Genomic DNA, 25,631 nt, shown 5'->3' with positions numbered 1-25,631 from the left:
CCTGTGATGGACATGCAGCAATACAAGATGAACTGGAATTACCCGACCGCGGTGCGGGTGGGGGCCGGGCGCGTGGCTGAACTCGCCGATGCCTGTCGCGCCCTGGGCATGAGTGCACCTCTACTGGTGACAGACCCTGGACTGGCGGCTTTGCCGATGGTGGCCAGGACAGTGCAGCAGTGCAGGGAGCAGGGGCTGCAAGTGGAGGTGTTTTCGGCGATCAAGGGCAATCCGACCGGCCAGAATGTGATGGATGGTGTAGTGGTTTACCGTCTCGGGCATCACGATGGCGTTATTGCCTTTGGTGGAGGCTCGGCTCTGGATGCGGCCAAGGCGATAGCGCTGATGGCCGGACAGGATCGGCCCTTGTGGGATTTCGAGGATGTGGGCGATAACTTTTTGCGTGTAAACGAGGCTGGTATGGCCCCTGTGGTTGCCATCCCGACCACCGCCGGCACCGGCTCGGAGGTTGGCAGAGCATCCGTTATTACTGATGAAGCCGCGCAGCTCAAGCGGATCATTTTCCATCCGAAAATGCTCCCGGCTCTGGTTATTCTCGACCCGGAATTGACCACGGCTTTACCGCCGGGTATCACCGCCGCCACTGGCATGGACGCACTGTCGCACAACCTTGAAGCCTACTGCTCGCCACTGTTTCATCCGATGGCTGAAGCCATTGCGCTGCAAGGCATGCGCTTGATCAGAGACTACCTGCCGCGGGCTGTAGCTGACGGCAATGACCTGGAAGCCAGGTTGAAGATGCTGGTGGCCTCCAGTATGGGCGCGACGGCGTTTCAGCGCGGTCTAGGCGCAATGCACGCGCTGGCGCATCCGCTCGGCGCCCTATACGATGCGCACCACGGTACGCTCAATGCGGTGCTGATGCCTTATGTGCTGGTAGCCAATCGCGGCAGTATTGAAGATCAGATGGAGGTGTTGGCGCGCCACCTGCAGTTGCCGAAACCCGGGTTCGACGGAGTGCTCGATTGGGTGCTCAAACTGCGCAGCGATATGGGCATTGTCCATACTCTGGCCGATCTCGGTATAGACGAAAGCCGCGCAGATCTGATTGCGCAGATGGCGATTGTCGATGGGGCTGCAGGTACCAACCCCATCGCCCATGATGAAAAAAAGTATCGAGAAATATTCATAAACGCAGTTAAAGGTGTGTTGTAAGTACATGAAAATAGGTCTTTTACAGTGTGATGATGTGGCTGAAGATTTGCAGGCCGCCCATGGTAACTATCCGCAAATGTTCGAGGACTTGCTCCGGGGTCAGATACCGGGCCTGCAGTTGACGACCTACCGCGTGATGGACGGGGAGTATCCCGAGCGTCTGGATGAGCACGATGCGTATTTCACTACGGGCAGCAAGTTCGGTGTGAATGATGGCTTGGTCTGGATCGATGTGCTTGAGGAGTTCGTGCGTCAGTTATGGCACCAGCGCATTCCCCTCATTGGCGTCTGTTTCGGCCATCAGCTTATGGCCAAGGCGCTTGGCGGCGAAGTCGGCAAGTCTGAAAAGGGCTGGGGTGTAGGGGTGTCATTCAATCAGGTGGTCACGCGCAAGAGCTGGATGGACCCCTGGCAGGAAAAGCTGGACTTGATCGTCAGCCATCAGGATCAGGTAATGCGCCTACCCGCCGATGCCGCTGCCGAGGTGTTGGTCAGCAGCATTTTCTGCCCCTATTACGTTGTGCAGTACGATAACCATTTCATGAGCGTGCAGGGCCATCCGGAATTCTGCAAAACCTATTCACGGGACCTGATGGATATGCGTCGGGGCGCCATACCTGATGAACGGTTGCGACAGGGCCATGCGTCACTCGATGCCGAGGTGGACGCGGACGTGATGATGCGCTGGGTGCTCAACTTTCTGACGCAGGCTGCGCAGCAATCACCCGCGGCATGAAAAACCTTGGCATGCAGCCCTCAGCCGGTAAACTTGGCGCATGATCAATTTAAGCCACGATGTTCAATTGGGTGACTGGGAAGTGGATATAACGGCAATCCGCTCCCAGGGTGCGGGCGGCCAGAACGTGAACAAGGTCTCCAGCGCCATTCACCTGCGATTCGATATCAACACCTCCAGTCTGCCGCCCTTTTTCAAGGAGCGGCTCCTGAAGCTGTCGGATCAGCGGATTACCAAGGACGGGGTCATTATCATCAAGGCTCAATCCTACCGGACCCAGGAAATGAACCGTGATGATGCGATCAAGCGCCTTCAGGAGCTGATCAATGGGGCGGTGGCGGTGCAGAAGCGCCGCCGCCCCACACGGCCTACCAGAGGCTCCCAGGAGCGACGCATCGAGGGTAAGAAGATCCGCGGCAAGGCCAAGTCGTTACGCGGCAAAGTGGACCTCTAGCGCGCAGGACCGAGCCTTGTCTCAGTCCTGCTCGTCAGCCTCGCGTATACGCTCGCGGCGCTCGCGTTCTTCTTCCATGACTGCCTTGATTTCCTGAACGACGGAATCCACGTCTGCGGCGGTCTCGTCTTCCTTGAAATAGCCGGTCAGCTCGGTGTCGGGCGTCAGCTCGCCATCTTCGTACAGGGCCCACAACTCCTTCGCATACCGGGTTGCCAGCAGATCCGGTGCGTACTGACCGTAGTACTGAGTCATGTTGTTCACATCGCGATCAAGCATCGACTGGGCATTGTTATTTGCCGCTGCATCTACTGCCTGGGGCAAGTCGATGATCACCGGGCCGTAGGCATCCACCAGTACGTTGAATTCGGACAGGTCGCCGTGGACCAGGCCGGCACAGAGCATCAGCTTGACGTACTCCATGACCACCGCATGGTCCTCGCGCGCCTGCTCTGCGTCCATGGAGACATCATTCAGCCGCGGCGCCACGCCGCCCTCATCATCGGTCACCAGCTCCATGAGCAGCACGCCCTCAAAGCAGCCGTATGGCTTGGGTACCCGTACCCCCGCTGCATCGAGCTTGTACAGGGCGTCTACCTCAGCGTTCTGCCAGGCTTCTTCCTGTTGGCCTCGACCGAACCGGGAGCCTTTTTCCATGGCCCGCGAGCGTCGTGAGTTACGGACCTTGCGGCCTTCCTGATAAAGCACGGCCTGTTTGAAGCTGCGTTTGGCAGCTTCCTTGTAGACTTTCGCGCAGCGGATCTCCGAACCGCAACGCACCAGAAAGACGGCCGCTTCCTTGCCACTCATCAGCGGACGGATCACTTCGTCGATCAGGCCATCTTCAACCAGGGGTTCTAAGCGTTTTGGGATTTTCATAGCGCCCTTATACCTCAAAATGGGGCGTTATGGGTAATGGGAAATGGGTCTGTGGCAGTGCTCGACCACCCAGACCCGGTAACAGTTTTCAGCTCGGTGTCTGCAGGTTCCGGTTGGCAGCGCCGGGCAGGCAGACTCGCTCCTGGCTGCGGGCGCTGTCGATCTGGTAGCTGGTCGACTTGATTGTGTCGACAAACTGCCATTGGGCATGTGCTCGCTCGGGGGTAAAGGTCACCAGCATGTAGCCGCGCTGTGCGGCATTCAGGTAGTCCAGCTGGTCTACCAGAATGGTGAGGACCTGTTCAATCTGCGGAATCTGCGCAGCGGGTACCCCGAGGTATTCTTCAAGCCCGGGAGATGACACCGACGCGGTGGCGAACTCCACACCCACTGATTGCCCGGCAGCCGTAGTCAGATTGTTTGCCCAGGCGTTGTGTGTGTCGCCGGCCAGCACGACCAGGTTCTTGTCCATGGAACGGGCCATTTCCAATACCAGCTCACGCTCATAGGCATAACCGTCCCAGGCATCGAGATTGTAGGGCACTACGGTAGTGATACGTGCCCGCTCTGCGTCGGTCAGCGTCGGGTCGTTGGCCTGCAGGCGCAGCTTCAGGTTGACCAGCTCCGAGAAGGAGGCCACCAGATTGCTGTTGGCCGGGTCAAGCAGTCCGCCGAGTAGTTCGGCCGGGAGTAGCATGCGCCCCATCAACACTTGCTGGCCGAGCACCTGCCAGGTGGCGTTTGAGCTGGCCATACGGGCTTCGAGCCAGTTCAACTGGTCCTGACCGAGCAGGGTGCGATTGCGGTTGGTTACGTCCGCGGTGAAAGCGGCGGTGTCAAAGCCTGCAGCGCCAATGTAGTTGCCATAGGACAGTTGCTCGTTGCGACCGATGATACGCGTATCAAGCATGTGCAGGCTGACCAGGTCGCCAAAGTCAAAGCTGCGGTAGATGGTTTCTACGTCGTCCGAATTGGCTGGGCGAATGGGCATCCATTCGAAGTAGGCCGTCAGCGCTGCGAGCTTGCGCTGGGAGAAATCACCTTCGCCGTCGTTGTGATTCTCTGCGCCATCGGTCCAGGTATCGTTGGCGACTTCGTGATCATCCCACACGGCGATAAAGGGGGCGGCAGCATGCAGGGCTTGCAGGTCGGTGTCGCCGCGGTACAGGGCGTAGCGTTTGCGGTAATCCGCTAGCGTGAGTAACTCTCCGTTATTGTCCGCACCCAGGGTCCGCCCCAGTGCTACGGCATCTTCGCTGGCGTAACCCCCTGCAGCGTATTCATAGATGTAGTCCCCCAGATGCACGACGGCGTCCAGATCAGCCTGGCGGGCCGCTTCAGCGTACACATGGAAGTAGCCTGCCGGGTAGTTGGAGCATGAGAGCACGGCAAAGCGTACCTGGCCGATACTGCCCGCTGGCAGGGTTTTCATCTGGCCGGCCGGTGATCGCGTCCCCGCTGCACTGAAGCGGTAGTGGTAGGTCTGTCCGGGCATCAGATTAAGCACGTCGACCTTGACGGTGTAGTCGCGGCTGGCTTCGGTCTGGGTGCTGCCGTTGTGCAGCAATCGGGTAAACTCGGCATCCTCGGCGACTTCCCAGCTTACCTCCACGGGTCCTTGCTGGCCTTCTTCCGGGCTCACCCGGGTCCAGATCAGAATACGGTCTTGCAGGGGGTCACCGCTGGCTACGCCATGGGTAAAGGCAACGCCGGGAGCTGCCGGCTGGTCATTGCTACTGCTACCACTGCTGCTCAGGCAACCCTGCAGGCCGGTAGAAATGGCCACGGTGCCCATTGTCAGTGCGGATATCCGCAAGAAATCACGCCTTGTCATGCCTTTCATCGTCCTGCCCCGCATACGGTTGGAAAGAGCACGCAGTTTGCCGAGCACATATGACAATTGTTCTGTGTTGCCCCTGACGCAGGTTTACAGGAACCACTCTGCGATGGCTGCCTGGGTTATGGCATCGCGCTGGGAGGGTCGTGGCACCCAGTTGCGCCAGGACTGGCTGGCGCCGAGCAGAAATTCGAACAGCGGCAGATGCTGACGCAGAACGCGGCGCTTGCGATGGGTGATCACCGGGTTGAAGTAGCCAAAGTAATCCAGCATCTGCCGAGGGTTCTTGCGTACCCACAGCCAGGATCCCATTTCCAGAGTGAAGGGCAGAAATATATTGCCGGGATGCTGTTCTACAGACTCGTCATACAGGTAGTCCCACAGATCGCCATGGGTTGTGTACTGCACCGATTGGGGTTCGATGATGTAGGGGTGATGATTGGGGTAGGTGTTCTGATACAGGCGCTTGAGCGAGAGCACCTCGGCAATGTGCTGGATGGGTCGATGGCTGCGTGCATAGCTGCACCAGAGACGATCCTGACGCCCGAATCCACTGTGGCAATCGATACTCATGGAGAAGGGCGCAGTGAGTAGTCGTTTACGCACGGTATCCACCAGCGCAGCAGACTCGGCCTGCATGGGCTCTCCCTGTTTACCCCTGTACCAGGGGAGGCGGGCACTGATCCGGTGCCCACTGACCAGCCAGGGTGCTGCCCCCATCGCATCGATTGGAGCGTTACGCATCAGGTCCACACCGTTGAGGTTGCTACGCTTGTGATGCCATATGCCGCCGGGGTTGATCATCGGCATGAATACCAGGCGTATGCGCTCAAGCTGGCGCCGTAGCTGGTCATCCCAGTCCAGGCGATGGATCAGGCTGTGAAGCCAGGACAGCAGCACCTGGGTGCCGATACGCTCAACCCCATGCACGCCTCCAAAGAAACCGATCACGGGTACCAGGGGCGAACGGCTGCCCATTTCGATCACTTTGATGGGTATTTCGATCCCGTTGATATCCACCCGGTGCACGGTTTGCCAGCGCAGATGCCGCGCACCTGTGTGCAATAGATTTTCCAGTTGCAGGTGCTCCGGAAGGTGACGATGAATCTGCTGCTGGATTGACTCCGTAGACTGTGTGGGCATGAATATCGGGTATCGCTGGGGATTGTTACCGAAGGATGACATTCGAGCGTTGCAGGCAGATGACAGTTTCAGGGGCGCATTGCCAACAGCTCTTCGGCCTGTTGGCAATCCGCGCGTTCGCGGGTATCAGAATCGGGTAAAATCCCGGCTCAATCCACTATCGCGCCATTGATGATGGCGCGCAGCTCCTGGCGGATCTGGTAGGTGGAGGAGGGTATGAGTTGGGTCATGAAGATCATCATCAGGTCTTCTACCGGATCGATAAAGAAATTGGTGCTGGCCATGCCACCCCAGCCGTATTCACCTACCGAGCCATTGGTGTGGGATTTGGCTACATCGGTCTTGACCGAGAAGCCCAGTCCGAACCCCGAGCCCTCGTAGGGTGTTTCACTGAACGCGCCCACCGAGACGGCGGGCAGGTCCTGGTTGTTCGGCAGATGGTTCAGACGCATGAATTCCAGCGTTTTGCGGCCAATAATGCGTTCGCCCTGAAATTCACCGCCACTGGCCAGGGCCTGGGCGAAGCGGTAATAGTCATCGACGGTGGAGACCAGGCCGCCGCCACCTGACAGGTAGCCATGGCTGCGGGTAAATACAGACTGCTGCGGATCATCCTGCAAACTGAAGGTGTCGCCGGGTTGATACTGATAACAGGCGGCAAAGCGTTCTATCTTGTCTGCCGGCACAGTGAAAAAGGTGTCCTGCATACCCAGCGGTTTGAAAATATGCTCGGCGAAATACTCTTCGAGGGTCATGCCCGACAGTACCTGAACCAGATAGCCAACCACGTCGGTGGATACCGAATAATTCCAGGCGCTGCCCGGGGAGAACTCCAGCGGCAGGCGTGACAGCTCGTCAACCAGCTTCTCCAGCGTCAGGCCGGCGCCTCCGTCGAGTTTCAAAGCGCGGTAGGCTGCGTCCACATTGGTGCGGTTCATGAATCCGTAGGTCAGCCCCGACTGATGCGTCAGCAGGTCGCGGATGGTCATCGGTCGCTGGGCAGGGGTTGTCATGAACTGGGGATGCACACCGGCCTTGTATACGCGCAGATTGGCCCAGGACGGAATGTATTTGTGCACCGGGTCGTCGAGGAGAAAACGGCCTTGCTCATACATTTGCATCAGCGCGAGGGAGGTCATTGGCTTGGTCATCGAATACACCCGGAACAGGGTGTCTCGCTGAACGGGTTTGTTGCGCTCCACGTCCATCAGACCCTGGGCATGCAGAAAACATATCTCGCCTCGACGAGCGACCAGGGTAAGGGCTCCTGGCAGCTTGCCCGGCTGCAGGTAGGCTTGATCGATATGGGTCGCGATACGGTTCAGGCGATCGGTGTGCATCCCGGCGATGATGGCTGAATCAGACATGCGTTTATCCATGGCTCTGGTTATTAGAAGTTTTGATACTACCTTTTATCAGGGCTTTTCGGGGGCTTGACGGTGTGCTGAATGATCAGTCAGAGCGCTGAGTGATCTACTCGTTTCGAGGCTGTAAAAAATACTTGATGAAACGGCTTCAGACCCCTTGTGTAAAGGGCTGGAGACACTGTACAAGTCGTTCACCGCAGCCATATGAGTAAAGCAATGCCATGAACACCCCCTCGCCCTGTCTGAATTGTGGCGCCTGTTGTGCCACTTTCAGGGTTTCATTCTATTGGGGAGAGACCGACGCCACTGAAGGCGGTCTGGTACCCGGCCATCTGACGGAACAGATTTCACCCCACCTGAGCTGTATGCAGGGCACCAATCAGCCGATTCCGCGCTGCACTGCATTGCTGGGTACCGTAGGCGAGGGCGTGCGTTGCAATATCTACGAGCAGCGGTCCTCCAGCTGCCGGGAATTTGCCTGGCATGGCGAAGACGGTCAGCCCAACGCCGATTGTCAGCGGGCCCGAGCTCGTCACGGGTTGCCGCCGTTGCCATTCATGCCCCTTGAGCCGCAACTGGTTCCCACGCTGATCCCCATTGTGGCGGCCTGATCAGAGCGGGTTGGTGTAGTCTGCGACGACGCTGTGCACCATGTAGAGCTTGCGCAGACTGGGTACGGTAAGCACGAAGGGATAGATATCCGACTGGCCCATACTGCGTGCCAGCACGTTGAGGACGCTGCTAAGCTGTACCCAGCGATTGATGAATGACAAAAAGGCTGTCTGGTCATCATTACCCCGTGCACATCCATCCAGTTGGCTTTTTTTGAACTGGTCAGGCTTGAGCTCTAGGTTGTCCAGTCGGATCCCGAAGTCCAGAGCCACGTTCAGGGTGTCAGTCATGTGCAGGTAATGTGCCCAGGTTTCTGCCCAGTCTTCCCATGGATGGGAGGCGGCATAGCTGCTGATGAACGTGTTGTTCCAGTTGGGCGGCGGGCCTTCGTTGTAGTGTTTTTGCAGTGACTGCTGATAGTCCTGGCGCTCGTCGCCGAAAAGGTTACGGAAAGTATCCAGCCAGGGGCTGTTCTGCACCAGCCGGTCCCAGTAGTAGTGGCCGGATTCATGACGAAAATGACCGACAAGTGTCCGATAGGGCTCGTGCATGTTTTGCCGTACTTGTTCCCGATGGGCAGGGTCAGCTTCGATAACGTCGAGGGTAATCACGCCATCCATATGCCCGGTCATGACAGCGGGCCCACCTTGCTGCTGACGTAATAGTTTGAAGCCCAGACCTTGCTCAGGGTCGAGCGTCTGGGAAACTGTAGGTAATCCGAGCATGACCAACTGGGCAATCAGCCGGCGTTTGGCTTCCTCTGTTCGGTGCCAGTATTCGGCATTTTCCGATACGCTCAGATCGGGAACGACCAGGTTCAGCGCGCAAGCGGTGCAAAAGGGCGCTGTTTGCGGGTCAGTAATCAACCAGTTGCACTGGGCAGCGCTGGTGAGATTCTGGCAGCGGTAGAATAGCTTGCCCTTGAGCGGGCCAGCCGTCTCCACTCGCCACTGAACGCCGTCTTCGCCTGCTTTCAGGGCGCAGAGCATCCCTTGCTCGGGGTGGTAGCCCAGCTCGGCTCCACAGCGCAGGCAGTGGGTATTGTCAAAGAATATCGCCTGGCCACATTGGCACTTCTGCACGTGGCCGTTAGGGTGATAATCGAAGAGCTGGTGCCCTTCGCTACGGCTTACCAGCTGATCAAAATAGCTCATTTCGCAATTGCTTCCGGTATGGGGCGGCGTTACCTTGACTGGGTCTGGCTCTGGCTCTGGCCCTCGCTAGCACTCTGACCCTGATTCTGGGCATTAGTTTGCCCAGGTTCCTCCGGTTGGGCGAAGTAGGTACGGCGTATCGCCTCATGAACCTCGTCAAAGTCGATCTGTATTTCGTCAACGAAAGCGTGAAGCAGATCAGGCTCGGCCGCCATCCGAATAATTTCCGCATTGGCAATATGCGTTCTGCAGTTTTCCACTTCTTCAAGGGCTGCTTCGTGCATTGGCAGACTCTTCAGCGCTATCGCCAGCCGCTCAAGGCTGCACGCTACGGCGCGTGGAAAGCGTCGATCCTGCAAAAGATACTGCAGGACATCCGGTCCGCGGATGCGCAGTCGAACATGTTGACGATACATCTGAAAGCCACTCAAGGACTTGAGCACGCTCATCCATTGCAGGTTTTCGAAGGGCGTCAGGTCATCCGGGCTGCGCGGCAATAGGTTGGCTGAGCGCACGTCGATGATCCGGGTGGTCATGTCTGCGCGTTCAAGCTGGCGGCCGAGCATCAGGAAGGTACGTGCCTGCGTATAGCTGAGCATACCTTCAACCAGACCGTTGACCGTCTGGCAACTGCGGATGACCCTGCTCAGGAAAGCATCGCGTCGCCGCGGGGTGATGCCTGCTTCAACCTGTTCCTTGACGTTGAGATACAGCTGATTGATTTCTTCCCATATTTCGCGAGGAATGATCTCGCGGGTGGTGCGCAGATTTTCCCTGGCGGCAGCCAGGGAGCTCAAAATCGAGCCGGTATAACGGACGTCGCCACACATGAACGACAAGACGTTGGCTTCGTCCCTTGTGTCGTACAATTCATCGAACAGCTCGTCATTGCCGGTAATGGCAATAATCTCGCTCCAGCCCAATTTTGTCGGCTTTGGCAGGTCTAACAGCAGGTGACTATTCACGCTGAGCAGGCGGGCTGTATCTTCCGCGCGCTCAACGTAACGAGCCAGCCAGTAAATGTTTTCTGCAACTCTTGAAAGCATAATCAGTTCCCCGCCAGGTCGACGATCCAGGTGTCTTTGCTGCCGCCGCCCTGTGATGAGTTCACCACCAGGGAGCCCTTGGTCAACGCAACTCGGGTCAGTCCGCCGGTGGTGACCCAGGGGCTTTCACCGGAGAGAATGAACGGACGCAAGTCCACATGCCTTGGCTCCATTCCATCGGCGCAGAGTGTAGGTGAAGTCGACAGGCTCAGTGTGGGTTGCGCCATGTAATTGCGTGGATCAGATTTGATCAGCTCGGCGAACTTGTCCCGTTCCTTTTTGGTCGAGTGTGGACCGATCAGCATGCCGTAGCCGCCCGACTCGTTGGCGGGCTTGACCACCAGTTTGTCGAGGTTGGCCAGCACGTATTCTCGATCCTTGTCGAACATGCACAGGTAACTGGGCACGTTGGGAAGCAAGGGCTCCTGATCGAGATAATATTTGATGATCGCCGGTACGAAGGCATATACCACCTTGTCATCGGCCACCCCAGCACCCGGCGCATTGGCCAGGGCCACATTACCCTTGCGCCAGGCGCGCATCAGGCCGCGCACACCAAGGATGGAGTCAGGGTTGAACACCTCGGGGTCAATGAACATGTCATCTACGCGGCGATAGATCACATCGACCCGGCTCAGGCCGTCGATGCGGCGCATATAGACACAGTCGTCCTCGCCAACCACGAGATCCGAGCCTTCGACCACTTCAACGCCCATCTGCTGGGCAAGATAGGCATGCTCGTAATAGGCGGAGTTGTAGATCCCGGGGGTCAGAATCACTATGCAGGGGTCGTCACCGGGCCGCGGAGACATCGACGCCAGCATGTCGTATAGCTGGGAGGTATAGTCGTCGACCGGCTGGATACGACCTCCGGCGAACAGCTCGGGCATGACCCTTTTGGTGACATTGCGGTTTTCCAGCATGTAGGACACACCTGATGGAACCCGCAAATTATCTTCCAGCACATACAGGGTGCCATCGTTATCACGCACCAGGTCGGAGCCGCAGATGTGCGCCCAGACGTTATGCGGGGGATGGACGCCGACACACTGCGGCCTGAAGTTGACTGACTTCTCCAGAATTTCGGCTGGGAATACCTTGTCCTTGATGATCTTCTGATCGTGGTACAGGTCATCAATGAACATATTCAGCGCCTGTACTCGTTGCTTGAGACCTGCTTCGGTCTTCTGCCACTCGCTCAGGGCGATAATCCGCGGCACGATATCGAAGGGCCAGGCCCTGTCGATCATGCTGCCTTCGGTGTAGACGGTGAAGGTGATCCCCATCAATTGTATGGCTACTTCGGCAGCTGTCTTGTGTTCGGTTATTTCCCGTGAGTCGAGCTCTGCCAGGTACTGGCATAACATGGCTGCTTCTGGTCGGGGTTTGCCAGGCCCTGCGATCAGCTCGTCGAAAAAGCCTTTGGAGGCGTAGTTTTCCCAGTTAACTTTGCTCATTAGGCTACTCTGTCCGCTCCGTGATGTTGGTTTCCAGTGATGCAATTGCTATACCAGCGTGTGACCGGCGATGCCGGGGGCCTCTCCGACGGATAACATAACGGTAACCTCTGGTTGGTATCAGACTAGCACCAGTTAGCAACGTGCGTCGGGCATTCCTGCATGAGTCAGGTTTTATCGGGCATTTGGCACAGGGGTTGCTATGCTGGAAGGGATAACTATTTCTGATCCGGGAAGCGATTCATGACCATCCGTGTTGCACTCAAGCATTCGACCCGTTACGACTTTGACAAGCCCGTTGCGGTCGCCCCCCATCAGATCCGTTTGATGCCTGCGCCCCATTGTCGCACGCCGATAGACGCCTATAGCCTGAAAGTGAACGGTGGCGAGCACTTCATCAACTGGCAGCAGGATCCCTTTGGCAATCATGTGGCGCGGGTGGTTTTCCCCGACAAGATTGACCACCTGTATGTGGATGTTGAGCTGGTTGTACCCATGACGGTGGTCAATCCCTTCGACTTTTTCGTTGAAGAATACGCCGAGTACTTTCCATTCAGCTATCCCGAAGCCCTGCGCAAGGAGCTGGGACCCTATCTGGAGAAGGAGGCCAAGGGCCCGCTATTGAAGGCCTGGATGCAGACGCTGTCCATGGAAAAACGTCCGATCACGGATTTTCTGGTGTCGATCAATCAGCGACTCTCAGAGGATGTCGAATACCTGATCCGTATGGAGCCCGGCGTACAGACCGCAGAGGAAACACTGCAGCTCAAGCGTGGTTCCTGTCGTGATTCGGCCTGGTTGCTGGTAGAGATTTTCCGGCAGCTGGGACTGGCGGCGCGCTTTGTTTCCGGCTATCTGATCCAGTTGACGGCGGACGTCAAAGCGCTGGATGGGCCCTCGGGTACCGAGGTGGACTTCACAGACCTGCACGCCTGGACCGAAGTGTTTATTCCCGGTGCTGGATGGGTAGGTTTGGATCCCACCTCCGGTTTGTTCGCCGGGGAAGGGCATATCCCACTTGCGGCTACGCCTGAGCCGTCCAGCGCGGCCCCTATTACCGGTGCCTCGGAGCCCTGTGAAGTCAGTTTTGACTTTGCAATGAGTGTGACCCGCATTCATGAAGACCCGCGGGTCACCAAGCCGTATACGCAAGAGCAGTGGGAGCAGATTAAATCCCTGGGTGACCAGGTCGACAGGCAATTGGTTGATCAGGATGTGCGTTTGACCATGGGTGGTGAGCCCACTTTTGTGGCAATCGACGATATGGATGCACCAGAATGGACCATTGCAGCACAAGGTCCGACCAAACGAGCCTTTGCCGAAAAGCTGCTCATGCGTTTGCGCCCCCACTACGCCCCGCAATCGCTCATCCATTATCAGCAGGGCAAATGGTATCCGGGTGAACCCTTGCCGCGCTGGGCGCTTGCCTGTTACTGGCGTCGGGACGGGAAGGCCATGTGGCAGGATGACCAGTGGCTGGCGGACATCAATGGCGATTATCAGGTGGACGAGGAGCAGACCCGCGCTTTTGCGCGGGAACTGGTCAAGCGTCTGGGACTGGACGAGCGTTACCTTATTCCCTGCTACGAGGATGCCTACTACTACCTGTGGCTGGAACAACAGCAGCCGAGCGATGTGGGTCTTGCCGATAATGACCTCAAGGATGATGAGGCGCGCGCGCGTCTGGTGCGTTTGCTCGAACGTGGCCTGGATGAAATGACCGGGCTGGCCTTGCCCCTGGCACGGGACGCGAAGAAGGATAGCTGGCAGAGCAGCAAGTGGCCGGTACGCAGGGAAAATCTCTATCTGGTGCCAGGTGACTCGCCCATGGGGTTGCGCTTGCCGCTCTCGGCCCTGCCACTGCGCAAGCTGGAGGAGCCGCAACCTCGCTCTCTATTTGAGGCGCCACCAGCCCTGGCTGACATTCACGGTGAAGTGGCCAGTCGCTACAGCGAGTCGCAGGCCGCAGCCGCTGAGAATGACGGCCGGCACCACCAGGGACAAGGCCAGGACTGGCAGGAGCAACTTCCCGAGTTGGCGGAAGAGGGCGTGATTGGCACTGCGCTGTGTCTGGAGCCGCGGGATGGCAAGCTGTTTGTGTTCCTGCCGCCACTGACGCAGCTTGAAGAGTATCTGCAACTGCTTGCCACTATTGAACAGACAGCTGCCCATCTGGAATTGCCGGTATGCATCGAGGGCTACGCGCCACCTTCCGACACGCGCATTGAAAAATTCATGATCACACCGGATCCGGGCGTTATCGAAGTCAACGTGATGCCGGCAACCAACTGGCAGGATCTGGTAACCAATACCGAGATTCTCTATGAGGAAGCCAGGCTCACGCGCCTGGGCAGTGAGAAGTTCATGCTGGACGGACGCCATACCGGGACAGGCGGTGGCAACCATGTGACACTGGGTGGCAGCACGCCGACCGACTCGCCGTTTCTGCGTCGGCCGGATCTGCTGGCCAGCATGCTGATTTTCTGGCAGCACCACCCGAGCCTGTCCTATCTCTTTTCCGGCTTGTTTATTGGCCCTACCAGCCAGGCACCCCGTGTTGACGAGGCCCGCCACGAAGCTCTTTACGAGCTTGAGATAGCCTTGTCACAAATGCCCGAGGGTGAGGTACCCCAGCCCTGGATTGTTGATCGACTGTTGCGCCACCTGCTGACCGATATTACCGGCAATACCCACCGCGCCGAATTCTGTATCGACAAGCTTTATTCCCCTGATACGTCAACCGGCCGCCTTGGTTTGCTGGAGCTGCGCGGTTTCGAAATGCCGCCACATCCCCAGATGAGCCTTATGCAACAGTTGTTGATTCGGGCCCTGGTTGCACGTTTCTGGTCAAAGCCCTATCGCAAGCCCCTGGCACGCTGGGGTACCGCTCTGCATGATCGCTGGATGATGCCGCACTTTATCTGGGAGGATCTGTGCGAGGTCCTGGCGGATCTGCGCGAGCATGGTTTTGCTTTTGATGAAGAGTGGTTCGCGCCATTTCTTGAATTCCGTTTCCCCCGGGTTGGGGAGGTGCGTTATCAGGGAGTGGGTATAGAACTGCGCCAGGCTATCGAACCCTGGCATGTACTGGGTGAAGAGGTCAGTGGTGGCGGTACCGCGCGCTATGTGGATTCTTCAGTTGAGCGGATGGAAGTACGGGTGCAGGACTTCAATCCGGCGCGTCATATTCTTACCTGCAACGGCTATCAGATCCCCTTGCAGGCAACCGAAAAGCCCGGAGAGGCGGTAGCTGCGGTACGCTATCGTGCCTGGCAGCCGCCCTCGGCAATGCATCCCATGATTCAGGTGCACGCACCTCTGGTATTCGATCTGGTAGACAGCTGGAACAATCGATCCCTGGGTGGCTGCACCTACCACGTGGTGCACCCGGCTGGCCGTAACTATGAGACCTTCCCGGTAAACGCCAATGAGGCTGAAGCAAGGCGTATGACCCGTTTCTGGTCCCATGGACATACTCAGGGCGCCTTTGGTCGCATTGTGCAGGCACCTGGCCAGGAATATCCGCATACTCTCGATCTGCGCCGTGCCCGCGTGCCCGTCACTGGTTTATAATTCTGCCGGGCCGCGGTACGGGCCCCTCCCTATCTATATCAAAGGGCATACGAGTCTAGCTCACGTATGCCCCTGCTCTGCCGATACAGGGATGTCCCCTCGGAGAGCTCTTTTCAGGAAGCAGTTATGCAGCAGTCGGGCAGTCTGGATCACGCATTGAAATCGCTGCTCGGCGAATATCCGGGTCACCCGGAGCATGACGAGCTACTCGATCGCGACCGGCAGCCCCGTGCCCACTGGCAGGGGTTGATGGATGAGTTCGCTGCACTTGGCACCGATGCACTGGTTGCGCGCAGTGAAGAGGCTCAGAGCCTGCTGCACGAAAACGGTGTTACCTTTAATCCCTACGAGGATGACCCGGGTCAACTGCGGTCCTGGCAGCTCGATTGCCTTCCCTGGGTGATTGATACCGCCGAGTGGGAGGTCCTCGAGGCAGGTCTCAAACAACGTAGCCGGCTTCTCGAGCACTTGCTGGATGATCTCTATGGCGAACGCAAGGTTATCAATGAAGGCCTGTTGCCTCCTGAGCTGGTGTTCACCCATCCTGGTTACCTGTTCGCCGCTGCCGACACGCCTACTCAACTCGATCGTCCATTACTGATCTTCCATGGCACCGATGTAGTGCGTGATGAGCGCGGTCGCTGGCAGGTACTCGGAGATTCAACCCAGTCTCCTGCCGGCGCGGGGTACGCGCTGGAAAACCGCATTACCTTGAGCCGCGCATTGCCCAGTATCTACCGCGATGCACCAATCAAGCGCCTGGCCGGCTTTCTGCAAGCCCAACACCGGTGCCTGGCAAGCATGGCCAGCGCCCAGAAAGAGCAACCCAACATCGTCCTGTTGTCACCGGGCCCCGGTAGCGCTGGTTATTTCGAGCATGCCTGGCTGGCAAACTACATGAACTTCTCACTGGTGGAAGGGGATGACCTGGTAGTGCGCGACGGCCAGGTGTCAGTACGTACGCTGGGTGGCTTGACCCAGGTCGACGTGATTGTGCGGCAGATAAATGATCCCTGGTGTGATCCGCTGGAATTGCGGCCGGACTCCCTGCTGGGTGTGCCAGGCCTGCTTCAGGCCGCCCGCAACGGCGAAGTGCGCATTGCCAATGCGCTCGGAGCCGGCGTGCTGGAACATCCCGCTCTGGCAGCCTTCATGCCTGGGTTGTGTCAGCGTCTGCTCGGCGAAACCCTGCTGCTGCCTTGCCGGGAAACGCTGTGGTGTGGTGACCGGCTGGATTTGCAGGAGGTTAACAAGTCCCTGGATGCGTGGATTCTGCGCGACATCTCCCAACCGGGTAAAACCTTTCGCGCAGACCAGATGTCCCTCAAGGAGATTCAGGCTTTGCGGCACGACATGGAACGTCGGCCCTATCTGTTCACTGCCCAACGACCGGTGCTATCAGCAGTCACTCCCGGTTTCAATCCGGACACGCGGGAGGTAGAACGTCAGCACACGACACTGCGGTTCTTCAGTCTGGTGGAACCTGATGACCTGGATAAACCCGTCTATGAGCGCAGTTATCGGATCATGCCTGGCGGCCTGGCCTGGGTCGGGGAGCCTGGTCTGCCCCTGATGCAAAGCCGCACCGTAAAGGACGTTTGGGTGCTGGCGCCAGTGCCGCAGCCGCACATCAGCATGTTGCGGCAAGCTCTGGGCCCTATTGTGGTAACCAGAGACGGCAAGGACCTGCCATGCCGTGTTGCCGAAAGTATGTTCTGGTTGGGACGTTACGGAGAGCGTCTTGACGCACGGGGTCGTCTGCTGCGCGAGGCGCTTGGGCGCCTGCTGCAGAATGACAGACAGGAAAATGGTGCAAATGTGCTCCCTGATCTTCTGGTTGCGCTGGGCGTTGCCCCAGATGTAGAGGACGAAGAGGCGGAGCTTGACGCGCTTGCTGGCCACAAGCGATTTTCGGCGGAATACCTCATGGCACGCGATCGATTGATGCAGTTATTTGCCGAAGACCAGCCTGATGGCATGCCTGCGCTATTCGGCCACTTTGTGCGTAACAGCCGGGCAGTACGGGATCATTTGGGCGATGACAGCTGGCGCGCAATCAACAGCATGCGGCAACGCTTCAATGGCGTTTCCAGGGCCAGGGGAATCGTTGCCGGGCAGCGCCATCTGGAAGCAACGGTACTCGACCTATCGGCTTTTTTCGGCTTGTGCAACGAGACAATGCCTCATCATTATGGCTGGCGTTTTCTCGATATGGGCCGCTTTATCGAGCGCACCCTGAGCAGTCTGGAGCTTCTCAAATTGGCGCTTCTGACCGCAGCACAGCCGGGTATTCCGCTCTGGGAGGTGGTGCTGGCGACCACCGACAACTTCACTGTGTACCGCCGGCGCTACCGTTCACAGCTGCATCCTTCGGCCATTCTTGATCTTCTGCTGTTTGATGAGGCCAATCCAAGATCCATCGGTTACATGCTCAAGCGGCTGGAGCGTCAGGTCGAGAAATTGCCTTCGCCGGGCAACTCGCCGTATCGCAACCTGGAGAAGCGGCTGATTATTCAGGCGACCAGCCGATTGCACCTGGTGGATATCGATATGCTTGCCGATCTGGAGCATTCCGAGTCCGCCCGAGAAGCTCTGACATGCTTGCTGGATGATCTGATCGAGCCCATGTCTGCGTTGTCGAATGCAGTCTCCCACAGTCATTTCAGCCATGTCGAAGCGCCTCGCCAGTTGGTCACCATGCAGCATGGCAACAACACCCGAGTAGAGTAAATTTCCATGAGATTCCAGCTGCGCCACACCACGCGTTACGAATACAGCAGCTCTGCCAGTCTAAGTCATAACGAAGCTCGCATTCTGCCTCGCAATCTTGCGTGGCAGCATTGCAGCAAGTCGCAAGTTGAAATTTCTCCCGCGCCCGTACGTATGCGCGAGCGTACTGATTTCTTCGGTAATCGGGTGGTGTATTTTTCCCTCGAGGCGCTGCATGATGAGCTTCAGGTTAGCGTCACCAGTGAAATAGAGACGCGCCCACGACCGACCCAGGACTTCTTCTCGACCATCGCCTGGGAGCAGGCGGTCAGGGACACCACAGCCGACCCGCGATTCAGCAACCGTGATTGCCTGGATGCACGCCTCTATGTGCTCGACTCACCCTTTGTGCATCAGCATGAAAGCCTGGCGCGCTATGCGCTGGATAGCTTTCAGCCCGGACGCAATATGCTGGATGCGGTACTGGATCTGAATCTGCGCATATTCAACGAGTTTGCCTACGACCCGGACTCTACAACTGTCGCAACGCCACTCAGCGAGGTGTTGGCCAACAGAAGGGGGGTGTGTCAGGATTTTGCCCATCTGGCTATTGGTTGCCTGCGATCGCTCGGCCTGGCTGCACGCTATGTGAGCGGTTATATGGAAACCCTGCCGCCGCCTGGCCAGGAGAAGCTGGTCGGTGCCGACGCTACCCATGCCTGGATAGCCGTTTTCATCCCGGGCTGGGGCTGGCTGGAGATAGACCCCACCAATGGCTGCACCCCTGATGAGCGCTATATCATCCTCGGCTGGGGTCGCGATTTTGCCGATGTCACGCCCCTCAAGGGGGTGATGACCGGAGGCGGTGAGCACAAACTGACTGTGGCAGTGGATGTAATCGCGCTGAAAGACGAACTCGACCTGGTGGCTAACGCGTTCTGACACCCGGGCGGTTCGAGCTCCTGCTCGTACGCAGGTATCAGCCAACGCGAATGTTCCAGACTGAGCTTCTGAGCCTCTGCAACGCTTTCATCGAGCAGGAGCTCGACGATCCCAGGATGCTGAGACTTTCCCCAAGTAGGAATGCGTCGTTCCTGAACGCAAAAACCCCGGCCTAGGCCGGGGTTTTTGTTGGTGCGTACAGCAGATAGTGCGGCTTACATATTCGGGTAATTCGGGCCGCCGGTACCTTCTGGTGCTACCCAGTTGATGTTCTGCGAAGGATCCTTGATGTCACAGGTCTTGCAGTGCACGCAGTTCTGGGCATTGATCTGGAAGCGCTTCTCACCATCGTCCTGAGTGACCACTTCGTATACGCCGGCCGGGCAGTAACGCTGCGCTGGCTCGTCGTACAAAGGCAGGTTGGTGCCGATCGGGATGCTGGGATCCTTCAGGGTCAGGTGAACCGGCTGGTCTTCTTCATGGTTGGTGTTGGAGATGAACACCGAAGACAGCTTGTCGAAGCTCAACACACCATCAGGCTTGGGATAGTTGATCTTTGGCGCTTCGGAGGCCTTCTTCATGCACGCATAATCGGGCGTCTTGTCACGCAGTGTCATCGGTATCTTGCCACCGAAGATGTTCTGGTCGACAAAGTTGAACGCACCACCCATGAGCGCGCCGAATTTGTGGATCGCCGGGCCGAAGTTGCGTGAACCGAACAGCTCTTCATACAACCAGCTGGACTTGAACTTCTCCGGGTAGGCAGTCAGTTCATCTCCACCTTCACCGCCTGCCTTGAGCGCTTCAACGATTGCGTCAGCAGCGAGCATGCCGGACTTCATTGCGGTGTGGTTACCCTTGATCTTGGCGAAGTTCAGGGTGCCCAGATCGCAACCAATCAACGCGCCGCCGGGAAAAACCATCTTCGGTAGCGAGTTCAGGCCACCCTTGCAGATCGCGCGAGCGCCGTAGGAAACGCGCTTGCCGCCTTCCAGGTACTGCTTGACCACGGGGTGATGCTTGAGACGCTGGAATTCATCGAAGGGAGACAGGTGCGGGTTGGCGTAGGACAGGTCGACGATCAGACCCACCAGTACCTGGTTGTTCTCGGTGTGGTACAGGAAGGAGCCGCCGGTGTTTTCGTTGCCGGTCACTTCCAGGGGCCAGCCTGCCGTGTGTACAACCAGACCTTCTTCATGCTTGACCGGATCAATGTCCCAGATTTCCTTGATACCGATACCGTAATGCTGGGCATCGGCCTCGGAGTTCAGGTCGTAACGCTTGATCAGCTGCTTGCCGATGTGGCCACGGCAACCCTCGGCGAACAGAGTGTACTTGGCACGCAGTTCCATGCCAGGGGTGTAGAAGCCTTCCTTCGGATTGCCTTCACGGTCGACACCCAGGTCACCGGTCAGAATACCGCGAACAACGCCATTCTCATCGATCAGCGCTTCCTGTGCGGCAAAACCGGGATATACCTCAACGCCCAGATTCTCCGCCTGTTCGGCCATCCAGCGGCACAGGTTACCCAGGGAGATAATGTAATTACCTTCGTTGTGCATGGTCTTGGGGACCAGCATGCCGGGGAGCTTGACTGACTTGTCTTCGCCGGTAAGCATGTAAATGTCGTCACGGGTAACCGGGACATTCAGCGGAGCGCCAAGCTCTTTCCAGTCAGGAAACAGCTCGTTTAGGGCGCGTGGCTCGAACACGGCGCCGGAGAGGATATGCGCACCCACTTCGGAACCTTTTTCTACTACACATACGCTGACTTCCTGGCCGGCTTCGGCGGCTTGCTGCTTGATGCGACAAGCGGCGGCGAGACCCGAAGGCCCGGCGCCCACGATGACAACGTCAAACTCCATGAATTCGCGTTCCACTATGTATCTCCTACTCTAGGCCAGATCTGAAATCGATTATGTGAGTGATCTTCCGTGATCGTTTAGCCGGAAAGTATAACAGCCTGCCGTACCTGCTCCAAATGCGTAATAAGAACGGCATATGTTATGCAATGCGACCTTTGGGTCAGGTTAGGGGGAAGGACTCGAGTCGGTAGCCATTTTCGTCCACTTTCAGACACCATCCTGCGGTGTCCCAATCGCCAAGCACAATGCGCTGCGCCGGCTTACCGTCTATCACTAGTTGATGAATGGCGGGGCGATGAGTATGGCCATGGATCAGGGTCCGCACCCCGTGTCTGCGCATGGTTTCGGCTACCTGGCCGAGGTTGACGTCGGTTATATCGCTGGGTTTCTGGCGGGTCTGCTCCCGGCTTTCATTACGCAATTTACGTCCGATCTTCCGGCGTTGGGCCAGCGAGAGGTTACGCAGAACGAACAGGCTTACCGGGTTGCGCAGCAAGCGCCGCATCTTCATGTAAGCCAGGTCGTCGGTACACAGGCTGTCGCCATGCATCAGTAACACCTGCTCACCATTTATTTGCACGATATGGGGGTCGGGCAGCAGTGTGCAGCCCGCAGCACGGCAAAAACGCCTACCCAGGAGAAAATCCCGGTTGCCATGCATGACATATATACGGGTCCCTGTCCCCGACAGCTTTGCGAGGGCATTGATGACCTCGTTCGCCAGCGGACTCTGCTCGTCGTCGCCCAGCCAGACCTCGAAAAAGTCGCCGAGAATATACAGCTCATCGGCCTCGCGGGCGCGGGTGTCGAGACAATGCAGAAACGCCCGGGTTATATCCGGGCGTTCTGGTTGCAAATGCAGATCTGAAATAAACAGATAGCGCATTGATCTGCCTTATTCGGCCAGTTCCGCGCGCTCGATGATGACGTCTTCGGCGGGTACGTCCTGGTGGCCGGCGCGCATGGTAGTGGGAACCGATTTGATCTTCTCGACCACATCCATACCTTCGCTCACCTTGCCAAATACCGCGTAACCCCAGCCCTGCACGGTTTCCGCGCTGTGGTTGAGGAAGTCATTATCAGCTACGTTGATAAAAAACTGCGCGCTGGCAGAGTGCGGCTCCATGGTGCGGGCCATGGCGACAGTGCCGATGCTGTTGCTCACGCCATTATTGGCTTCGTTCTTGATCGTCGCGCGGGTGTCTTTCTGCTTCATGCCGGGTTCAAAACCGCCGCCCTGAACCATGAAGTTGGGTATCACGCGATGAAATATGGTGTTGTCGTAATGGCCGTCGCGGACATATTGCTTGAAGTTCTCGACCGTTTGCGGCGCCTTGTCTTCGAACAGTTCCAGGGTGATAACGCCGTAATTGGTGTGCAGCTTAACCATTTGCTCAGTCCTCGGGCTTGATTTGAATTCTGCTTGGCGCCAATACGCATACTGCGTTCAGGCACTTGACACTTTGCGGTATGATAAGCGTTTTGGCCAACATGGCCTAGCCAAAATCCGTGACGCCCCGGCGGCTTCACCCGTACCGAGTCTTGCAAATCCTATGAACAAACCGGAAACCACCGCACCCGCACACTTCCTGCGCCAGCTTGTACGCGCCGATCTGGAGAGCGGCAAACATGACAGGATTGTCACCCGTTTCCCGCCTGAACCCAACGGCTACCTGCATATTGGCCATGCGAAGTCGATCTGTCTGAATTTCGGCCTGGCCGACGAATTTGGCGGTGATTGCCATCTGCGCTTTGACGACACCAACCCTGCCAAGGAGGAGCAGGAATACATTGATGCTATCAAGCAAGATGTAGAGTGGCTGGGTTTCCAGTGGAAAGGCAATATTCGTTATGCCTCGGATTATTTCGATCAGCTGCATGCCTGGGCGATCGAGCTGATTCGCGCGGGAAAGGCTTATGTCTGCGATCTCAACTCCGAGCAAGCGCGCGAGTATCGCGGGAACCTTACCGAAGCGGGCAAGAACAGCCCGTACCGTGACCGTAGCGTCGAAGAGAACCTCGATCTGTTTGCGCGCATGACCGCCGGCGAGTTCCCCGATGGTGCCAAGGCTTTGCGGGCCAAGATCGATATGGCCGCGCCGAACATGAATCTGCGTGATCCGATTCTCTACCGTATCCGCCACGCTCACCATCACCAGACCGGTGACAAATGGTGTGTGTATCCCAGCTACGATTTTACCCACGGCCAGTCCGATGCAATCGAGGGTGTGACCCACTCGATCTGCACCCTGGAATTCGAGGATCACCGTCCCTTGTACGAGTGGTTCCTGAGCAATCTACCGGTGCAGGCCCAGCCGCGGCAGTATGAATTTGCCCGTCTCAACCTCAATTACACGGTCACAAGCAAGCGTAAGCTGAAACAGTTGGTGGATGAGAAGCATGTAGACGGTTGGGACGACCCGCGCATGTCAACGCTAAGCGCCTTTCGCCGCCGCGGTTATACCCCAGGCTCCCTGCGTGATTTCTGCGAGCGGATCGGCGTAACCCGTTCCGATGCGGTGGTTGATATGGGCGTGCTGGAATTCTGTATCCGCGATGACCTGGATGCCAACGCGCCGCGCGCCATGTGCGTTTTGCGTCCGCTCAAGGTAACCATTACCAACTACCCCGAGGGCCAGGTTGAAGATTTGCACCTGCCACGTCATCCAAAGGCCGATATCGGTACCCGCGAGCTGCCGTTCAGCCGCGAGATCTACATTGACCAGGATGACTTCATGGTCGATCCGCCCAAGGGCTACAAACGCCTGTTGCCCGGTGGTGAAGTGCGCCTGCGTGGCAGTTATGTGATCCGCGCGGATGAAGCGGTAACCGATGCCGATGGCAACATCGTAGAGCTGCTGTGCTCCTACGACCCGGACACGCTGGGCAAGAATCCCGAGGGCCGCAAGGTCAAGGGCGTTATTCACTGGGTACCGGCTGCGCAAAGTCTGGAGTGCGAAGTGCGTCTGTATGATCGCCTGTTCCGCGCGCCCAATCCTGACAAGAGCGAGGAGGGTGGCACTTTCCTGGAAAACATCAATCCGGAGTCACTGGTGGTGCTTGCCGGTTGCCGTGCAGAGCCTTCGCTGGCCAGCGCGGCTGCCGAGGAACGCTTCCAGTTTGAGCGTGAGGGTTATTTCTGTGTCGACAGCAAGGACTCGAAACCAGACCGTCTGGTGTTCAATCGCACCGTAACGCTGCGCGATTCCTGGGGGCAATAATGGTTCTGTCGATCTACAACACGCTGACCAAAACCAAGGCGCCGCTGATGCCGTTGGAAGACAATCATGTGCGGCTGTATGTATGCGGTATGACCGTCTACGACTACTGCCATATTGGCCACGCACGGGTGATGGTGGCCTTTGATGTGGTTGCCCGCTGGTTACGCTTTCGTGGCTACAAGCTGACCTACGTGCGAAATATCACTGACATTGACGACAAGATCATCCGTCGTGCCAATGAAAATGGTGAGACCTTCCAGGTGCTGACCAATCGCATGATTGCGGCGATGCATGAAGATGAAGCCCGGTTGAGTGTATTGAGACCGGACATGGAACCCCGAGCCAGCGATCATGTGCCAGGTATGCACAACATGATTCAGACTCTGATCGACAAGGGTTATGCCTACGCACCAGGGAATGGTGACGTGTATTACCGGGTCGGCAAGTTTGAAGGCTATGGCAAGTTGTCCCGCAAGAAGATCGAGGATCTGCGTTCGGGCGCCCGGGTAGAGGTAGGTGAGGCCAAGGAAGATCCACTGGACTTCGTGCTTTGGAAGGCCGCCAAGCCGGGCGAGCCCAGTTGGTCGTCGCCCTGGGGTGAGGGGCGCCCAGGCTGGCATATCGAGTGCTCGGTGATGTCCAACTGCTGCCTGGGGGATACCTTCGACATCCATGGTGGCGGGCCCGATCTGGTGTTTCCGCACCATGAAAATGAGATCGCGCAGAGCGAAGCTGCAAATGAAAAGCCCTATGCGATGGCCTGGATGCATGCGGGTGCGGTGCGTGTCGATGGCGAGAAAATGTCAAAGTCACTGGGGAATTTCTTCACCATTCGGGAGGTGCTGGAAAAGTATCACCCTGAAGTGGTGCGCTATCTGCTGGTCTCCAGTCAGTATCGTAGTTCGATCAATTATTCGGAAGATAACCTGAAGGAAGCTCGGGGCGCGCTTGAGCGGTTCTATCATGCGCTCAAGGGGTTGCCTGACGCTCAGGCCGCGGATGGCGAGGAGTTTGTCGAGCGTTTCGGCGCGGCGATGGATGATGATTTCAATACGCCCGAAGCCTGCGCTGTGCTGTTTGACATGGTGCGCGAGGTAAATCGCCTCAAGGACAGTAATCCGGCCTCCGCCGCAGCCCTGGCAGCGAGGCTACGTGAGTTGGCCGGGAATCTGGGGCTGTTGCAACTGGATCCTGATATGTTTCTTCAGGCTGGTGGGAGCGGCAAGGTCGACGCGGCCGAGATTGAAGCATTGATCAAGGCGCGGCTTCAGGCACGGGCAGACAAGAACTGGGCCGAGTCTGACCGCATAAGGGATGAGCTGACAGCCAAGGGTGTAGTGCTCGAGGATGGCAAGGGTGGTACGACCTGGCGTATCAAGGACTGATCTGACCGTCTGGTTCAGAAGAAAACGGCAACCTTGTGGTTGCCGTTTTTTTTGCTTTGTAGTTTTCCAGCATCA

General features: G+C 57.5%; 19 protein-coding genes. 9 read left to right on the top strand and 10 right to left on the bottom strand.

All coding sequences use genetic code 11. The annotated features are described in order from the left end of the window. Window positions 1–6: 6 nt before the first annotated feature. The 3 genes from IEV54_RS11535 to arfB are packed head-to-tail and all read left to right on the top strand — an operon-like array spanning window position 7 to window position 2,366. Window positions 7–1,176, top strand: a complete 1,170-nt coding sequence (locus IEV54_RS11535) for an iron-containing alcohol dehydrogenase (protein ID WP_150276847.1) — start codon at window positions 7–9, stop codon at window positions 1,174–1,176. Window positions 1,177–1,180: 4 nt separating this feature from the next. Continuing rightward, window positions 1,181–1,912 carry a glutamine amidotransferase-related protein gene (locus IEV54_RS11530; RefSeq protein WP_150276849.1) on the top strand — a complete coding sequence of 244 codons (732 nt, stop codon included), beginning with the start codon at window positions 1,181–1,183 and terminating at the stop codon, window positions 1,910–1,912. Window positions 1,913–1,952: 40 nt separating this feature from the next. Continuing rightward, window positions 1,953–2,366: an alternative ribosome rescue aminoacyl-tRNA hydrolase ArfB gene (gene arfB, locus IEV54_RS11525; RefSeq protein ID WP_150276851.1), complete on the top strand. Its 414-nt coding sequence runs from the start codon at window positions 1,953–1,955 to the stop codon at window positions 2,364–2,366. Between the two features lie 21 nt (window positions 2,367–2,387). Here the strand turns inward: arfB and IEV54_RS11520 are convergent, their stop codons facing one another. The 4 genes from IEV54_RS11520 to IEV54_RS11505 all read right to left on the bottom strand — a co-directional run bounded on the left by IEV54_RS11520 (window position 2,388) and on the right by IEV54_RS11505 (window position 7,592). Next, window positions 2,388–3,245 carry a PA4780 family RIO1-like protein kinase gene (locus tag IEV54_RS11520; protein WP_150276853.1) on the bottom strand — a complete coding sequence of 286 codons (858 nt, stop codon included), beginning with the start codon at window positions 3,243–3,245 and terminating at the stop codon, window positions 2,388–2,390. 88 nt (window positions 3,246–3,333) lie between these two features. Further along, complete coding sequence (locus IEV54_RS11515; RefSeq protein ID WP_223825378.1) at window positions 3,334–5,079, bottom strand: alkaline phosphatase D family protein; 1,746 nt, start codon at window positions 5,077–5,079, stop codon at window positions 3,334–3,336. Between the two features lie 93 nt (window positions 5,080–5,172). Next, window positions 5,173–6,225 (bottom strand): M14 family zinc carboxypeptidase, encoded by a 1,053-nt coding sequence (locus IEV54_RS11510; protein WP_150276856.1) that lies wholly within the window; start codon window positions 6,223–6,225, stop codon window positions 5,173–5,175. Window positions 6,226–6,374: 149 nt separating this feature from the next. Next, complete coding sequence (locus IEV54_RS11505; protein ID WP_150276858.1) at window positions 6,375–7,592, bottom strand: serine hydrolase domain-containing protein; 1,218 nt, start codon at window positions 7,590–7,592, stop codon at window positions 6,375–6,377. Between the two features lie 221 nt (window positions 7,593–7,813). On the opposite strand from IEV54_RS11505, the gene IEV54_RS11500 reads away from it, so the two are divergent. Continuing rightward, a complete protein-coding gene (locus tag IEV54_RS11500; protein ID WP_150276861.1) occupies window positions 7,814–8,203 on the top strand; it encodes a YkgJ family cysteine cluster protein in 390 nt (129 codons plus the stop codon). On the opposite strand, the gene IEV54_RS11495 is transcribed toward IEV54_RS11500, so the two are convergent. From IEV54_RS11495 to IEV54_RS11485, 3 genes are read right to left on the bottom strand one after another with little or no spacing between them, the layout of a single operon-like run. Then, window positions 8,204–9,358 (bottom strand): zinc-binding metallopeptidase family protein, encoded by a 1,155-nt coding sequence (locus tag IEV54_RS11495; RefSeq protein WP_150276863.1) that lies wholly within the window; start codon window positions 9,356–9,358, stop codon window positions 8,204–8,206. A gap of 29 nt (window positions 9,359–9,387) precedes the next feature. Next, the gene (locus tag IEV54_RS11490) at window positions 9,388–10,404 is read right to left on the bottom strand and encodes an alpha-E domain-containing protein (protein ID WP_150276866.1); all 1,017 of its coding nucleotides are present in this window, start codon (window positions 10,402–10,404) and stop codon (window positions 9,388–9,390) included. Between the two features lie 2 nt (window positions 10,405–10,406). Beyond that, entirely contained in the window at window positions 10,407–11,861 is a 1,455-nt protein-coding gene (locus tag IEV54_RS11485) for a circularly permuted type 2 ATP-grasp protein (protein WP_150276867.1), read from the bottom strand. Window positions 11,862–12,104: 243 nt separating this feature from the next. Between IEV54_RS11485 and IEV54_RS11480 the strand changes: the two genes are divergently transcribed. The 3 genes from IEV54_RS11480 to IEV54_RS11470 all read left to right on the top strand — a co-directional run bounded on the left by IEV54_RS11480 (window position 12,105) and on the right by IEV54_RS11470 (window position 19,085). Further along, window positions 12,105–15,434: a transglutaminase family protein gene (locus IEV54_RS11480; RefSeq protein ID WP_150276868.1), complete on the top strand. Its 3,330-nt coding sequence runs from the start codon at window positions 12,105–12,107 to the stop codon at window positions 15,432–15,434. A gap of 126 nt (window positions 15,435–15,560) precedes the next feature. Next, complete coding sequence (locus tag IEV54_RS11475; RefSeq protein ID WP_188434441.1) at window positions 15,561–18,164, top strand: circularly permuted type 2 ATP-grasp protein; 2,604 nt, start codon at window positions 15,561–15,563, stop codon at window positions 18,162–18,164. 6 nt (window positions 18,165–18,170) lie between these two features. Then, complete coding sequence (locus IEV54_RS11470; protein WP_150276869.1) at window positions 18,171–19,085, top strand: transglutaminase family protein; 915 nt, start codon at window positions 18,171–18,173, stop codon at window positions 19,083–19,085. A 215-nt stretch (window positions 19,086–19,300) separates the two neighbouring features. Here IEV54_RS11470 and IEV54_RS11465 read toward each other — a convergent pair whose 3' ends face one another. The 3 genes from IEV54_RS11465 to IEV54_RS11455 all read right to left on the bottom strand — a co-directional run bounded on the left by IEV54_RS11465 (window position 19,301) and on the right by IEV54_RS11455 (window position 22,340). Continuing rightward, window positions 19,301–20,965, bottom strand: a complete 1,665-nt coding sequence (locus IEV54_RS11465) for an electron transfer flavoprotein-ubiquinone oxidoreductase (RefSeq protein WP_150276870.1) — start codon at window positions 20,963–20,965, stop codon at window positions 19,301–19,303. A gap of 145 nt (window positions 20,966–21,110) precedes the next feature. After that, window positions 21,111–21,836 (bottom strand): UDP-2,3-diacylglucosamine diphosphatase, encoded by a 726-nt coding sequence (locus tag IEV54_RS11460; protein WP_150276871.1) that lies wholly within the window; start codon window positions 21,834–21,836, stop codon window positions 21,111–21,113. Between the two features lie 9 nt (window positions 21,837–21,845). Continuing rightward, window positions 21,846–22,340, bottom strand: a complete 495-nt coding sequence (locus tag IEV54_RS11455) for a peptidylprolyl isomerase (protein WP_150276872.1) — start codon at window positions 22,338–22,340, stop codon at window positions 21,846–21,848. A gap of 163 nt (window positions 22,341–22,503) precedes the next feature. Between IEV54_RS11455 and IEV54_RS11450 the strand changes: the two genes are divergently transcribed. Together IEV54_RS11450 and cysS are read left to right on the top strand one after the other, a co-directional pair. After that, the gene (locus tag IEV54_RS11450) at window positions 22,504–24,171 is read left to right on the top strand and encodes a glutamine--tRNA ligase/YqeY domain fusion protein (RefSeq protein ID WP_188434439.1); all 1,668 of its coding nucleotides are present in this window, start codon (window positions 22,504–22,506) and stop codon (window positions 24,169–24,171) included. Continuing rightward, window positions 24,171–25,556, top strand: a complete 1,386-nt coding sequence (cysS, locus tag IEV54_RS11445) for a cysteine--tRNA ligase (RefSeq protein WP_150276873.1) — start codon at window positions 24,171–24,173, stop codon at window positions 25,554–25,556. Before IEV54_RS11450 ends, cysS begins: the two co-directional genes overlap by 1 nt. The last annotated feature ends 75 nt before the right edge of the window (window positions 25,557–25,631 follow it).

Origin of the sequence: Halopseudomonas salina (assembly GCF_014637955.1) — a bacterium.
GTDB classification, from domain to species: domain Bacteria; phylum Pseudomonadota; class Gammaproteobacteria; order Pseudomonadales; family Pseudomonadaceae; genus Halopseudomonas; species Halopseudomonas salina.
This window is presented reverse-complemented; position numbering and strand designations above follow the sequence as displayed.